12 protein-coding genes are annotated in these 13,521 nt (G+C 61.3%); 10 read left to right on the plus strand and 2 right to left on the minus strand.

The window, feature by feature from the left end:
- The first annotated feature begins 136 nt into the window (after nucleotides 1-136).
- Nucleotides 137-1,135 carry a Bug family tripartite tricarboxylate transporter substrate binding protein gene (locus CTATCC11996_RS19495; protein ID WP_003055494.1) on the plus strand — a complete coding sequence of 333 codons (999 nt, stop codon included), beginning with the start codon at nucleotides 137-139 and terminating at the stop codon, nucleotides 1,133-1,135.
- Between the two features lie 120 nt (nucleotides 1,136-1,255).
- Here the strand turns inward: CTATCC11996_RS19495 and CTATCC11996_RS19500 are convergent, their stop codons facing one another.
- Nucleotides 1,256-2,596 carry an MFS transporter gene (locus CTATCC11996_RS19500; RefSeq protein ID WP_003079506.1) on the minus strand — a complete coding sequence of 447 codons (1,341 nt, stop codon included), beginning with the start codon at nucleotides 2,594-2,596 and terminating at the stop codon, nucleotides 1,256-1,258.
- Between the two features lie 338 nt (nucleotides 2,597-2,934).
- On the opposite strand from CTATCC11996_RS19500, the gene cyoA reads away from it, so the two are divergent.
- From cyoA to CTATCC11996_RS19545, 9 genes are all read left to right on the plus strand, one after another.
- Entirely contained in the window at nucleotides 2,935-3,990 is a 1,056-nt protein-coding gene (gene cyoA / locus CTATCC11996_RS19505; RefSeq protein WP_034349657.1) for a ubiquinol oxidase subunit II, read from the plus strand.
- Nucleotides 3,991-4,052: 62 nt separating this feature from the next.
- Nucleotides 4,053-6,059, plus strand: coding sequence for a cytochrome o ubiquinol oxidase subunit I (gene cyoB, locus CTATCC11996_RS19510; protein ID WP_003079510.1), 2,007 nt, complete (start codon nucleotides 4,053-4,055; stop codon nucleotides 6,057-6,059).
- A complete protein-coding gene (cyoC, locus tag CTATCC11996_RS19515; protein WP_003055501.1) occupies nucleotides 6,052-6,684 on the plus strand; it encodes a cytochrome o ubiquinol oxidase subunit III in 633 nt (210 codons plus the stop codon). Before cyoB ends, cyoC begins: the two co-directional genes overlap by 8 nt.
- The gene (gene cyoD / locus CTATCC11996_RS19520; RefSeq protein WP_003079512.1) at nucleotides 6,685-7,110 is read left to right on the plus strand and encodes a cytochrome o ubiquinol oxidase subunit IV; all 426 of its coding nucleotides are present in this window, start codon (nucleotides 6,685-6,687) and stop codon (nucleotides 7,108-7,110) included. It abuts the gene before it with no gap.
- A gap of 8 nt (nucleotides 7,111-7,118) precedes the next feature.
- A complete protein-coding gene (locus CTATCC11996_RS19525; protein WP_003079515.1) occupies nucleotides 7,119-7,901 on the plus strand; it encodes an SURF1 family protein in 783 nt (260 codons plus the stop codon).
- 118 nt (nucleotides 7,902-8,019) lie between these two features.
- Nucleotides 8,020-9,321: an ATP-binding protein gene (locus CTATCC11996_RS19530; protein WP_034349660.1), complete on the plus strand. Its 1,302-nt coding sequence runs from the start codon at nucleotides 8,020-8,022 to the stop codon at nucleotides 9,319-9,321.
- 15 nt (nucleotides 9,322-9,336) lie between these two features.
- Nucleotides 9,337-9,873, plus strand: coding sequence for a response regulator transcription factor (locus CTATCC11996_RS19535; RefSeq protein WP_003079519.1), 537 nt, complete (start codon nucleotides 9,337-9,339; stop codon nucleotides 9,871-9,873).
- 156 nt (nucleotides 9,874-10,029) lie between these two features.
- On the plus strand, nucleotides 10,030-10,458 hold the full coding sequence (locus CTATCC11996_RS19540) for a hypothetical protein (RefSeq protein ID WP_003079521.1): 429 nt from the start codon (nucleotides 10,030-10,032) through the stop codon (nucleotides 10,456-10,458).
- Nucleotides 10,459-10,537: 79 nt separating this feature from the next.
- Nucleotides 10,538-10,789 carry a hypothetical protein gene (locus CTATCC11996_RS19545; protein WP_003079523.1) on the plus strand — a complete coding sequence of 84 codons (252 nt, stop codon included), beginning with the start codon at nucleotides 10,538-10,540 and terminating at the stop codon, nucleotides 10,787-10,789.
- Nucleotides 10,790-11,159: 370 nt separating this feature from the next.
- Here the strand turns inward: CTATCC11996_RS19545 and clpA are convergent, their stop codons facing one another.
- Complete coding sequence (gene clpA / locus CTATCC11996_RS19550) at nucleotides 11,160-13,484, minus strand: ATP-dependent Clp protease ATP-binding subunit ClpA (protein WP_003079526.1); 2,325 nt, start codon at nucleotides 13,482-13,484, stop codon at nucleotides 11,160-11,162.
- Nucleotides 13,485-13,521 lie beyond the last annotated feature (37 nt).

Consider the following 13,521-nt stretch of genomic DNA (forward strand, 5'->3'; position numbering starts at 1 on the left):
GCTAGACCTAGGTGTTTATGCCCCAAGTGACACAATGTAATTAACTGGGCCTGAATATCTAAAAATAACAGCCGACGATATCAACAATGCGTGGTCCACACGCAATTCATCATCGACATCCTTCCAGGGAGACAAAATGACCCATAAGCTCAATATGAGCCGTCGCCAAGCTGCATTCGCACTTGGCGCCATTGCTGCAGCCGTGGCAGCCCCCTCTTTCGCCCAGAGCGACAAGTGGCCCACCAAGTCCTCGCGCATCATCAACCCCTTCCCCGTAGGCGGCGGCCCTGATGGCATCTCGCGCCTGGTGGCCGACAAGCTGGGCCGCGCCTGGGGCCAGCCCGTGGTGGTGGAAAACCGTCCCGGCGGCAACGGCTTCATCGCCATCAACGAATTCAAGCGTGGCGCGACTGACGGCACGGACATGATCCAGCTGGACAACGTCCACATCGCGGCCTACCCCCACCTGTTCAAGAAGCTGCCCTACGACCTGAACAAGGACTTCGACATCCTGATGCCCTTGTTCCGCAACTACTTCTTTGTCTGCGTGCCCGTCAACAGCCCCTACAAGACCATCGGCGATCTGATCGCCGATGCCAAGGCGCATCCCGGCAAGCTTAACTACGGTTCCTGGTCCGTGGGCAACCCCGTGCACCTGGGCTCGGCGCTGCTGGAAAACCAGACCGGCACCAAGATGGAGCACGTGATCTACAAGGAAACCAGCCAGCTCTACCAGGGCGTTGCCAATGGCGAGCTGACCTTTGCCCTGGGCTCTCTGGGCACTGCTGGTCCTCTGGTGCGTGGCGGCAAGCTGCGCTTCCTGGCGGTGGCGGCTCCCAGCCGCATTGCTGGCTTCGAGAACGTGCCCACGGTGTCCGAATCGGGCGGCCCCAAGGATTTCGCAGCCATCGGCTGGAACGCCCTGGCCGTGCGCCCCGGCACCCCTGCCGCCGTGGTCGAGAAGATCCGCACCGATGTCCGCCAGGCGCTGACCGGCCAGGACGTGAAGGAAAAGTTCGCCGCCTTCGGCTACGAGTCCTTCAACCCCACACCCGCCGAATTCAAGGCCTTCATGGCTTCAGAGAGCAAGCGCTTTGGCGAGGTGATCAAGAAGGCTGGTCTGGCTCTGGACTGATCCAGCCCGCCCATCCGTAAAGAAGCCGCCTCTTGAAGGCGGCTTTTTCATGCGCTGCGGCATCAGGAAAAACGCCCGATGCACAGCACCGGGCGTTTTGCAGAGAAGCGAGCAACCTTCTTATTGATCGCGCGCCTCGATGGCACGGTTGATACCCAAGGCAGCCAGCGTGCACAAGGCGCCCGACAGCAGATAGATACCCAGAGCCACCAGTCCGAACTTTGCCGAGACTCCCAGGGCCACCAGAGGCGCAAACGCCGCACCGATGAGCCAGGCCATATCCGTGGACAGGGCCGCGCCGGTGTAACGGTAGCGCGACGAGAAGTTGGAGGTCACGGTGCCCGAGGCCTGGCCGTAGGACAGACCCAGCAGCACAAAGCCCACCAGGATGAACACATTGTTGCCGGTGCTGCCGCTGCCCAGCAGCCAGGGCGCCAGAAAGCTGAAGATGCCGATCAGGCAGGCCATGGTGCCCAGGGTGTTGCGGCGACCCACACGGTCCGCCAGCCAGCCCGAGAGCATGATGGCCGCGCCTGCCAGCAGCGCGCCAATGATCTGCACCACCAGCACTTCTGTCATGGACTGGTTGGAATACATGGAAATCCAGGACAGCGGGAACACGGTCACCAGATGGAACAGCGCAAAGCTGGCCAGCGCGGCAAAAGCCCCGATCATCACATTGCGGCCTTCGTTGGCCATGAGACTGGTCACGCTGATGGGCTCCAGCTCACGTTCCTGCAGAAGCTGGGTATAGGACTGGCCCACGACCAGGCGCAGGCGGGCAAACAGCGCCACCACGTTGATGGCGAAGGCCACGCAGAAGGGGTAGCGCCAGCCATAGCTCATGAACTCGTCGGCCGTCAGGTTGGAGTACAGAAAGGCAAACAGCGCTGCCGCAATGATGAAACCCAGCGGCGCCCCGAGCTGACCAATCATCGAGTACCAGCCGCGCTTGTTCGGCGGCGCGGACATTGCCAGCAGCGAAGGCAAGCCGTCCCAGGTACCACCCAGCGCCAGGCCCTGGCCGATGCGCAGGATCACCAGCGCCCAGACGGCCTTCATGCCGGCCGTCTCATAGCTGGGCAAAAAGGTCATGCCCACCGTGCACACGCCCAGCAGCAGCAGCGCCAGAGTCAGCTTGGTGGCACGGCCCCAGGCCCGCTGCACGGCCATGGACAGCGCCGTGCCCACGGGGCGGGCCACGAAGGCCAGCGAGAAGATGGCAAACGCGGCCAGCGTGCCGTCGAGCTTGGATAGGTAGGGAAACAGCAGCGAGGGAAACACCAGCACGCAGGCGATGCCGAACACGAAGAAGTCAAAGTACTCGGAAGAGCGCCCGATGATCACCCCCACGGCAATCTCGCCGGGGGTCACATCCTCGTCGGTATCCGCATAGGCCAAGGTTTCCGAGTTCTCATAGTCTTGCTGAGTAAGACCAACGGACGGGTTCATGCTTGTCATAAAGGTACAACTCCTTGTCTTACTTTTCAGTCCCGGGGACGCTTTCCGTTCTACGCCCAAGCATGTGCAGCTGCAATAGAGTTTTTGCCCTGAACACTGTCAGCCCAGCCCCGTGCGGGCCCCGTTTCTGAGGGCTGATTTGACAATTTCAAGCCCTGTCAGCTCAAAGTTTGTCTACACGCCAAAGCTGCTAAACCCTTGTCGCATAGCGCATTTCCAATCCCGAGCTGTTGACCTTGGACAAAATGTCCAATGGACAAGCCCCTGTTTGGTATTACATTTGCCGAGATCCAGTAATCCGCGTTTACACCTAAGCGCGACTTTGTCACGCCTAAAGCATGTTAAAAATCAAGGAAATCCGTGGGCCCGCGTGGCTCTCAGCGGCCGCTTTGACCGCAACCCTCGCCGGTTGCAGCAAGGCCGTCGTCCTCAACCCAGCTGGCGATGTCGCCAAGCAGCAAGGCGACCTGGTCATTACGGCCACTTTGCTGATGTTGCTCATCATCGTCCCCGTCATCTTTTTGACGCTGCTGTTTGCCTGGAAATACCGCCAGTCCAACACCGAAGCCAAGTACGACCCCGAATGGCACCACTCCACTGCGCTGGAGCTGGTGATCTGGACGGTTCCCCTGCTCATCATCATCGCTTTGGGCGCCATTACCTGGATCAGCACCCACAAGCTCGACCCCTATCGTCCCCTGGACCGCATCTCCTCGACCAAGGCTCTGGACCCCAACGTCAAGCCTCTGGAGATCCAGGTCGTGTCGCTGGACTGGAAATGGCTGTTCTTCTACCCTGAGCAAGGCATTGCCACCGTCAACGAAGTGGCTGCCCCGGTGGATCGCCCCATTCACTTCAAGCTGACCTCCACCCACACCATGAACGCGTTCTACGTTCCTGATCTGGCCGGCATGATCTACACCATGCCCGGCATGCAGACCGAGCTGAACGCCGTGATCAACAAGCCCGGTGTCTATGGCGGCAAGTCCTCTCACTACAGCGGCGCTGGTTTTGCGGGCATGACCTTCAAGTTCCACGGCCTGGAAAACGAGCAGTTCGATCAGTGGATTGCCAAGGCCAAGACCGAAGGCAAGACCCTGACACGCGATGCCTATATCGATCTGGCCAAGCCCAGCGAGCGCAACCCCGTTGAACGCTTCGCCAGCGTGGACGAAGGCCTGTACCACAAGGTCCTCAACCGCTGCGTGGAAGACGGCAAGATGTGCATGAACGAAATGATGGCCATCGACGCCGCCGGCGGCAGGCCACCTGCACACCACAGCAAGACCTCCAGCGTGACCCTACCCCTGGATGTCTGCACTTCCAAAGACGCTGACCGCGTTGTCGCTCTGCTCGACGAAGTCGCCGCCTCCGGAGCTGTCGCACAGCAATAAGTAGTTCACGGTGCGGATGCGCTCACCGCTCAGCCGCTCCAATACGACAGAAGAGACTCAACATGTCTGAAACAACAACCCCGGCCTCCCACTGGCTGTTGGGCCGTATCACATGGGACCAGATTCCCATGACGCATGAGCCCATCGTGCTCTTGACCTTTATTGCCGTGGTGCTTGGCGGCCTCGTCGTGGTCGGCGGCATCACCAAGTTCCGCCTCTGGGCTCCGCTGTGGAACGACTGGATCACCTCCATCGACCACAAGAAGATCGGCATCATGTACATGATCCTCGGTCTGGTCATGTTCCTGCGCGGCTTTGCCGATGCCGTGATGATGCGTCTGCAGCAGTCCATGGCCTTTGGCGACAACATGGGCTACCTGCCTCCTCACCACTACGACCAGATCTTCACGGCCCACGGCGTGATCATGATCTTCTTCGTGGCGATGCCCTTCGTGACCGGCCTGATGAACTACCTGGTTCCTCTGCAGATCGGCGCACGTGACGTGTCCTTCCCGTTCCTGAACAACTTCAGCTTCTGGATGACCACCGGCGGCGCCGTGCTGGTCATGATCTCCCTGTTCCTGGGCGAGTTCTCCACCTCCGGCTGGCTGGCCCTGTCCAATCTGGGGCACCAGAGCGGCAGCACGGGTCTTGACTACTACATCTGGGGCCTGCAGGTCGCCGGTGTGGGCACGACCTTGTCAGGTATCAACCTGATCGTGACCATCATCAAGATGCGCGCTCCCGGCATGAACCTGATGAAGATGCCCGTCTTCACCTGGACTGCCCTGTGCACCAACGCCCTGATCGTGGCCTCCTTCCCCGTGCTGACCGCAGCCCTGGTGCTGATGTCGCTGGACCGCTACGTCGGCACCAACTTCTTCACGAACGAGCTGGGCGGCAACCCCATGCTGTACGTGAACCTGATCTGGATCTGGGGCCACCCCGAGGTCTACATCCTGATCCTGCCCTGCTTCGGCGTGTTCTCCGAAATCGTGGCAACGTTCAGCCGCAAGCGCCTGTTCGGCTACACCTCGATGGTCTACGCCACCGTGTGTATCACCATCCTGTCCTACCTGGTGTGGCTGCACCACTTCTTCACCATGGGCTCGGGTGCCAGCGTGAATACCTTCTTCGGTATCACCACGATGATCATCTCCATCCCCACGGGCGCGAAGATCTTCAACTGGCTGTTCACCATGTACCGCGGTCGCATCCGCTTCTCGGTGCCCATGCTGTGGACGGTGGGCTTCATGGTCACCTTCGCCATCGGCGGCATGACCGGCGTGCTGCTGGCCGTACCTCCCGCAGACTTCGTGCTGCACAACTCGCTGTTCCTGATCGCCCACTTCCACAACGTGATCATCGGCGGCGTGGTGTTTGCCGTGTTTGCCGGTATCAACTACTGGTTCCCCAAGGCTTTCGGCTTCCGACTCAACGAGTTCTGGGGCAAGGCTTCGTTCTGGTTCTGGCTGGTCGGCTTCTGGGTTGCCTTCACTCCCCTGTACATCCTGGGTCTGATGGGCGTGACTCGCCGTGCCAACCACTTTGACGATCCCTCGCTGCAGATCTGGTTCATCATCGCTGCCTGCGGCGCTGCCCTGATCGCTGCCGGTATCGGCTGCTTCTTCATCCAGCTGGCCGTGTCCATCTGGAAGCGCGACGAGCTGCGTGACGTGACCGGCGACCCATGGGAAGGCCGTACCCTGGAATGGGCCACCTCCTCGCCCCCTCCCCAGTACAACTTTGCCTTCACCCCCGTGGTGCACGACATCGACGCCTGGACCGACATGAAGAAGCACGGCTATCAGCGTCCGCTGAGCGGCTTCGAGCCCATCCACATGCCCGCCAATACCGGCGCCGGCGTGGTGATTGCCGGCCTGTCCACGGTTCTGGGCTTTGCTCTGATCTGGCATATGTGGCCTCTGACGATCGCTTCGTTCGTCGCGACCATCCTGGCTTCGATCATTCATACCTTCAACTACAAGCGTGACTACTACATCCCTGCGGTCGAAGTGGCCACAACGGAAGAAGCACGTACAAAGCAGCTTGCAGCAGCCCATGTCTAATACACATATCAACGCTGGCGGCGCAGCCGCCCTGGCTACTCGCGAGTACCACCTCGCGCACGAGCCCCATCCGGAAAACGGCACCTCGCTGGGCTTCTGGCTCTACCTGATGAGCGACTGCCTGATCTTTGCCGCACTGTTCGCCACCTATGGCGTGCTGGGCCGCAGCTATGCAGGCGGCCCCTCGGGCAAGGATCTGTTCGATCTGTCGCTGGTCGCCGTCAACACGGCCTTCCTGCTGATGTCGTCCATCACCTTCGGCTTTGCCATGCTGCAAAAGCAGAAGAAGAACGTGAACGGCACGCTGCTGTGGCTGGCCGTCACCGGCCTGCTGGGCGCAGCCTTCCTGGCCGTGGAACTCTATGAGTTCCACCACCTGATCCATCAAGGTGCAACGCCTCAGAGCAGCGCCTTCCTGTCGTCCTTCTTCACGCTGGTGGGCACCCACGGTATCCACGTGACCTTCGGTCTGGTCTGGCTGATCACCCTGATGATCCAGATCAAGAAGCACGGCCTGATCAACGAGAACGTGCGCCGTATCAACTGCCTGTCCATGTTCTGGCACTTCTTGGACGTGGTCTGGATCGGTGTGTTCACCTTTGTGTATCTGATGGGGGTGCTGTAAATGAGCGCACACGATATCCACGCCGGTCATGACGATCACCACGATCACGACGACCTGCACGTCACCATGGGCGACTATGTGAAGGGCTTCATCCTGGCTGTCATCCTGACAGCCATCCCCTTCTACCTGGTCATGAACAACATCATCACCGACCGCACCACGGCCGTGGCCGTGCTGGGTCTGTTCGCGGTGATCCAGGTGCTCGTGCACATGGTGTACTTCCTGCACATGAACGGCAAGATCCAGGGCGGCTGGACCATGCTGTCCACCATCTTCACGGTGATCTTCCTGGCGATTGCGATCTCCGGCACGCTTTGGGTCATGTTCCACATGAACACCAACATGATGCCCGGTCATGAAATGCACCAGGCCGCAGGCCATGCAGATCACGCAGGTCACACGGCTCCCGCAGCTGTCACACCTTGACTGACCTGATGAAGAACCAGAGCGCTGCGCGGCAGCGCTCTCCCTTCGCCAAGGCGATGCTCGCGTTTGTGGGCATCGCCTTGTTTTTAGGGTTCATGGCTCTGGGCACCTGGCAGGTGCAGCGCCGCGCCTGGAAGCTCGATCTCATCGAGCGCGTGGAGCAGCGCGTGCACAGCGCCCCCGTGGCTTTGCCCGAGCCCGGTCAATGGCCGCAGATCAATGCGGCCAGCCACGAGTACCTGCCCGTCAAGGCGCAGGGCCAATGGCTGGACAGGCAAAGCGTGCTGGCCAAGGCCTTGACCGAGGCCGGCGCGGGCTTCTGGCTCATGACGCCGCTGCAGCTGAGCGATGGCACGCAGGTTCTGGTCAACCGCGGCTTCACGCCCGAGAAGCTGCGCGGCCAATGGCTCAAGCAGATTGCCGAAGCCGGCCCGTCCGCCGAGACCGTCACCGTCATCGGCCTGATGCGCATGAGCGAGCCCGGCGGTGGCTTTTTGCGCAAGAACGATCCCGCCAACGGCCAGTGGTACTCGCGCGATGTCACCGCCATCGCCCAGGCCCTGGGCCTGAGCAGGGCCGCCCCCTACTTCATAGACCAGGGCGTGCCCGCCAGCAACCCGGCCTATGCCCGGGCAGAGGCCGGCACCGAAGTCCTGCGCCCCGGCATGACGGTCATCCGCTTCCCGAACAGTCATCTGGTCTATGCGCTTACCTGGTATGGGCTGGCCATCATGGTGATCGGAGCGGCCTGGCTGGTACGCCGGCACGACAAGGCAGTTGCCAAAAGCTGATGCCCCCTGAAAAGCGCTCCCCGGAGCGCTTTTTTTCAGTCCCTTAAGGCGGCGCCTACATCAGGAACGCATAGCCCCAGAGGCGTCCGTGGCAGTCCCGCTCGGTGACAATTGCGCGGTGAGCCAAATTTCCGATTCCCTGTTTCGCGTACAGCGCCTGACCGAGCGGCAGAACATGCAGCTGCTGATTCAGCTGCGCTGGATTGCCGTGGTCGGCCAGGTCGTCACCATCTCGCTGGTGCACTACGGCTTTCAGATTGCCCTGCCCCTGCTGCCCATGGCGCTGGTGCTGGTAGCCCTGGTCGCCACCAACCTGGCCTATATCTACTGGAGCCAGGGCCTGCACCGCCCCGTGACCTCGCGCAGCGTCTTCTATGCGCTGCTGGCCGATGTGCTGGCCCTGACCATTCAGCTGTACCTGAGCGGCGGCGCCAGCAACCCCTTTATCTATCTGTATCTGCTGCAGGGGATTCTGAGTGCCGTGCTGCTGCCAGCTCATTACACCTGGTGCGTGGTGGCGGCCTCCTTTGTCGGTGTCATGGGCCTGACCCTGTTTCACCAGCCCCTGCATGTGCAGTTCGTCAGCCAGGAAGGCCTGCCCAGCCTCTACGTCGTGGGTGTGCTCATCAGCTTTGCGCTGACCAGCATTCTGACCATCGTCTTTCTGACCCGCATCGTCGAGAACACGCGCCGCCGCGACAAGCGCATCTCCAACATGCGCCAGCGCGCCAGCGAGGAAGAACACATCGTGCGCCTGGGCCTGCTGGCCACCGGCGCGGCCCACGAGCTGGGCACCCCCATGGCCACCATGTCCGTGATCCTGGGCGACTGGCAGCATATGCCGGCCCTCATGCAGGACGAGGACCTGCGCGAGGACCTGCAGGAAATGCAGCGTCAGCTGCTGCGCTGCAAGTCCATCGTCTCGGGCGTGCTGCTGTCTGCCGGCGAGACCCGGGCCGAAGGCACGGAAAGCACCACCTTCGCCAGCTTTGTGCAAGGCGTGGTCAGCCACTGGCAGGCACATAACAGCCTGCAGCACTTTGCACTGCACCAGCAGGGTGTGAAGGACTTCGCCATGCTCTCGGATACTGCATTGCAGCAAATGATTTGCAATTTGCTGGACAATGCCCTCGAAGCCTCGCCCGACTGGGTGGAGCTGACCCTGAGCAGCGATCACGACCAGATCCGCATCCAGGTGCGCGACCACGGCCCGGGCTTCGATGCCGCCGTGCTGCAGCAACTGGGCCAGTGCCATGTCTCCACCAAACAGGAGCGCCCCGGTCGCGGCCTGGGCCTGTTTCTGGTGACCAACGTGGCCCGCGCCCTTGGCGGCCGCGTTCACGCCGGCAATCTGCCGGCTCAGCAAGGCGGCGGCGCTCTGGTGGAGGTCAACCTGCCCCAGTCCGCTCTCGCGATTTAAGACATTGTTGTTTGCATGCAAGAAGACCGTTTACTGCTGCTGGTTGAAGATGACGCGGCATTTGCACGCACGCTCAAGCGCTCATTCGAGCGCCGGGGCTACCGCGTGCTGCATGCCACCAGCGGCGAGGAAGTGCAGCTGCTGCTGACCCAGCACCGGCCGCAATATGCGGTCATGGACCTGAAGCTGGCCGGCAATGCATCGGGCCTGAACTGCGTGCAGATGCTGCATCTGCACAACCCCGATGCGCTCATTGTCGTGCTCACCGGCTACGCCAGCATTGCCACGGCCGTGGAAGCCGTCAAGCTCGGCGCCTGCCACTACCTGGCCAAGCCTTCGAATACCGACGATATCGAAGCCGCCTTCGGGCGGGTCGAGGGCCGCACCGACGTGGAGGTCAGCAGCCAGACCACCTCCATCAAGACGCTGGAATGGGAGCATATTCACGAGACCCTGGCCGAGTCCGGCTTCAACATCTCCGAGGCCGCACGCCGCCTGGGCATGCACCGGCGCACGCTGGCGCGCAAGCTGGAAAAGCGCCAGGTCAAGTGAGCGGCATCAAACCCTGACAACAATGTTGATAGCTGCCTACGCTTTTCAGCATTGCCTTTCAAATACAAAAGTATCTGAAATCGTTATGCAGCAATCGATAGCAGCTCCTTTTTTTATTAGCTTCGCTGCCTCGTCCCAGCGCACCGGCAGGCGTCCATGAAGCAGCAGCAACAGCGGCAGCCCCGACTCATCGGAACCACCGGCCTCGGCCTGCTGGTTCTGTCCTATGCGACGGCCCTGCCCTGGCTGCTTGGGGGCGAAGCCGTGCATCTGGTGCCTTTTCTCTGCGCCCTGGTCTTTGGCTGCTGCCTGATCCGCCCCCTGACCATCGCCTTTCAGCGCGCGCCAGGGGCAGCCAGGGCGACCGCTCTCCTGTTTCTGACCTTGATCGCCGCAGCCATTGCCTTCATAGTGACTGGCGGGCATGGCCAGCGCGTGCTTGTGCATCTGCGCACCCTGCCGCTGTGGCAGGCCAACCACCTCTTTTTTCTGTTCTTTGCCTTGCTGCCGCTGACCAAGGGCATCATCGTCGCTGCACTCAGCCTCATCAGCCAGGTCGCGCGCGGCACGGCAGGCAAGCCCTAGGCAGGCTCCCGTACCGTTTTCTCGCCGCAACCCGGCATTCATGGCTCCACCATCTATAGTTGCTTGGGAGATGCACATCATGAAAACCCTGGGCCGACTTGTTCTCTCCGCCTTTCTGGCACTGCTTGCCAGCCTGGCCGTGGCGGCGCTTTTTCTGCCGTTTCACAGCATCTTTCTGCCGCCCGACGGGGTCAGCTGCCTGCATGAGGGCATCTCGGGATGCATACGCACCCTGGAAATAAGCCTGCTTGTTTACGGCCCCTTGTTCTGCATCATTGGCGTTCTGATCGGCACGCCGGTCTTCATGCTGCTTCTGTACCTGCGCGATTGATCAGGCAGCTCTGCCCCCGGCATTGCGGTGCGGCTCCTTCGCGTGCGCGATCTGATCGTCGTCCGCAGGACAAAACATTCCGCCAAAGCTTGCGCCCATTCTGGCTACAAGCCCCGAAACGACCGCATTGGCAGCTGCTGCATCCGCCAGGATGCAGTCCATAGAACCTGATGAGCGAATCATCATTCATAGCTGACTTCGCCCGCCACCAGAAGTACTCAAGCATAAAAGCACCTGAATTGCTTGCCAAACAAGCGATAAAAGCTCTCATAAAGAGAGCAAATACAGGCCAGGCAGGCAATAAAAAACCGGCAGCGTCGCCACTGCCGGTCTCTTGTTTCAGCACCGCATACGGGCGCTGGCGAAGGCCTTAGTCGGCCACTGCCTGCTCGGGCTCGGCCTTGGGGGCATCCTTGGGCAACTCGGTAATGGTGAGCTTGACATCACCCTTGCCTTCGTTGCCCGCTTCGTCCCAGTCCACCTCCAGGCGTCCGCCGTTGGTCAGGCGACCGAACAGCAGCTCATCGGCCAGCGAGCGGCGGATGGTGTCCTGGATCAGGCGCTGCATGGGGCGCGCACCCATGAGCGGATCGAAGCCCTTCTTGGCCAGATGCTTGCGCAGCTCGTCGCTGAAGGTGACGTCCACCTTCTTCTCGGCCAGTTGCTGCTCCAGCTGCAGCAGGAACTTGTCGACCACGCGCAGAATGATCTGCTCGTCCAGCGGCTTGAAGCTGACGATGGCATCCAGACGGTTGCGGAACTCGGGCGTGAACAGGCGCTTGATATCGCCCATTTCATCACCGGCCTCACGCGGGTTCGTGAAACCGATGGTGGCCTTGTTCATGGTCTCGGCACCCGCATTCGTGGTCATGATGATGATCACGTTGCGGAAGTCGGCCTTGCGTCCGTTGTTGTCGGTCAGCGTGCCGTGATCCATGACCTGCAGCAGCACGTTGAAGATGTCCGGATGCGCTTTTTCGATTTCATCGAGCAGCAGCACCGAATGCGGCTTCTTGGTCACGGCCTCGGTCAGCAGACCGCCCTGGTCAAAGCCGACATAGCCGGGAGGCGCGCCGATCAGGCGACTGACTGCATGACGCTCCATGTACTCGGACATGTCGAAGCGGATCAGGTCCACGCCCAGGATATAGGCCAGCTGCTTGGCAGCTTCCGTCTTGCCGACGCCCGTGGGGCCGGAGAACAGGAAGGAGCCGATCGGCTTGTCCGGCTTGCCCAGACCCGAGCGCGCCATCTTCACGGCAGACGACAGCACTTCCAGCGCCTTGTCCTGACCGAAGACCACGCTCTTCAAGTCACGCTCCAGCGTCTGCAGCTTGCTGCGGTCGTCGTTGCTGACGTTGGCCGGCGGAATGCGGGCGATCTTGGCCACGATGGCCTCGATCTCGGCCTTGCCGATGGTCTGCTTGCGCTGACCTTCGGGTGCGATGCGCTGGGCAGCACCGGCCTCGTCGATCACGTCGATGGCCTTGTCGGGCAGGTGACGGTCATTGATGTACTTGGCCGACAGCTCAGCCGCCGCCTGCAGGGCTTCCTGCGCATAGGTGATGCTGTGGTGCTCCTCGAAGCGGGACTTCAGGCCCTTGAGGATGTCCACGGTCTCGGCCACGGTTGGCTCGACCACATCGACCTTCTGGAAACGGCGCGACAGGGCCGCGTCTTTTTCGAAGATGCCACGGTATTCCGTGAACGTGGTCGCACCGATGCAGCGCAGCTGTCCGCTGGACAGCGCGGGCTTGAGCAGATTGGACGCATCCAGCGTGCCGCCCGAGGCCGCACCGGCGCCGATCAGCGTGTGGATTTCGTCAATGAACAGGATGGCATGCGGCTTGTCCTTGAGCGACTTGAGCACGCCCTTGAGGCGCTGCTCGAAATCGCCGCGGTACTTGGTGCCGGCCAGCAACGCGCCCATGTCCAGCGAGTAGACCACGCCTTCCTTGAGCACCTCGGGCACCGTGCCTTCGGTGATGCGCCAGGCCAGCCCCTCGGCAATGGCCGTCTTGCCCACACCGGCCTCGCCCACCAGCAGCGGGTTGTTCTTGCGGCGGCGGCAGAGGATCTGGATGGTGCGCTCGACCTCGTACTCGCGCCCGATCAGCGGATCGATCTTGCCTTCCTTGGCAGCCTGGTTCAGGTTCAGCGTGAACTGCTCCAGCGGCGATGCTTTTTCATTGCGTTCGCCCGCCGCGCCTTCTTCGCTCTCCGAAGGAGATTCGGCCTTGGCGGGCTCGGGCGGCTCACCCTTCTTGATGCCATGAGCAATGTAGTTGACCACGTCCAGGCGCGTCACGCCCTGCTGGTGCAGGTAGTACACGGCATGGGAGTCCTTTTCGCCGAAGATGGCCACGAGCACATTGGCGCCCGTCACCTCCTTCTTGCCATTGCCTGTGGACTGCACATGCATGATGGCACGCTGAATCACACGCTGGAATCCCAGCGTGGGCTGCGTATCCACCTCTTCGGTGCCGTCCACCTGCGGTGTGTTGTCCTTGATGAAGTTGGACAGCGATGAACGCAGGTCGTCGATATTGGCCGCGCATGCGCGCAGCACTTCAGCTGCACTGGGGTTGTCCAGCAGGGCGAGCAGCAGATGCTCCACGGTGATGAACTCGTGGCGCTGCTGACGGGCCTCGACAAACGCCATGTGCAAGCTGACTTCCAGTTCTTGAGCGATCATGTGCGACTCCTTTCGGCTTGCTTGGTTGACTCTCTGC

The organism is Comamonas testosteroni ATCC 11996, from assembly GCF_000241525.1.
Taxonomy (GTDB): Bacteria; Pseudomonadota; Gammaproteobacteria; order Burkholderiales; family Burkholderiaceae_C; genus Comamonas; species Comamonas testosteroni.

Coding starts and splice junctions, on each gene's coding strand:
- CTATCC11996_RS19495 (WP_003055494.1), top strand. CDS start 137: ATGACCCATAAGCTCAATATGAGCCGTCGCCAAGCTGCATTCGCACTT.
- CTATCC11996_RS19500 (WP_003079506.1), bottom strand. CDS start 2,596: ATGACAAGCATGAACCCGTCCGTTGGTCTTACTCAGCAAGACTATGAG.
- cyoA (WP_034349657.1), top strand. CDS start 2,935: ATGTTAAAAATCAAGGAAATCCGTGGGCCCGCGTGGCTCTCAGCGGCC.
- cyoB (WP_003079510.1), top strand. CDS start 4,053: ATGTCTGAAACAACAACCCCGGCCTCCCACTGGCTGTTGGGCCGTATC.
- cyoC (WP_003055501.1), top strand. CDS start 6,052: ATGTCTAATACACATATCAACGCTGGCGGCGCAGCCGCCCTGGCTACT.
- cyoD (WP_003079512.1), top strand. CDS start 6,685: ATGAGCGCACACGATATCCACGCCGGTCATGACGATCACCACGATCAC.
- CTATCC11996_RS19525 (WP_003079515.1), top strand. CDS start 7,119: ATGAAGAACCAGAGCGCTGCGCGGCAGCGCTCTCCCTTCGCCAAGGCG.
- CTATCC11996_RS19535 (WP_003079519.1), top strand. CDS start 9,337: ATGCAAGAAGACCGTTTACTGCTGCTGGTTGAAGATGACGCGGCATTT.
- CTATCC11996_RS19540 (WP_003079521.1), top strand. CDS start 10,030: ATGAAGCAGCAGCAACAGCGGCAGCCCCGACTCATCGGAACCACCGGC.
- CTATCC11996_RS19545 (WP_003079523.1), top strand. CDS start 10,538: ATGAAAACCCTGGGCCGACTTGTTCTCTCCGCCTTTCTGGCACTGCTT.
- clpA (WP_003079526.1), bottom strand. CDS start 13,484: ATGATCGCTCAAGAACTGGAAGTCAGCTTGCACATGGCGTTTGTCGAG.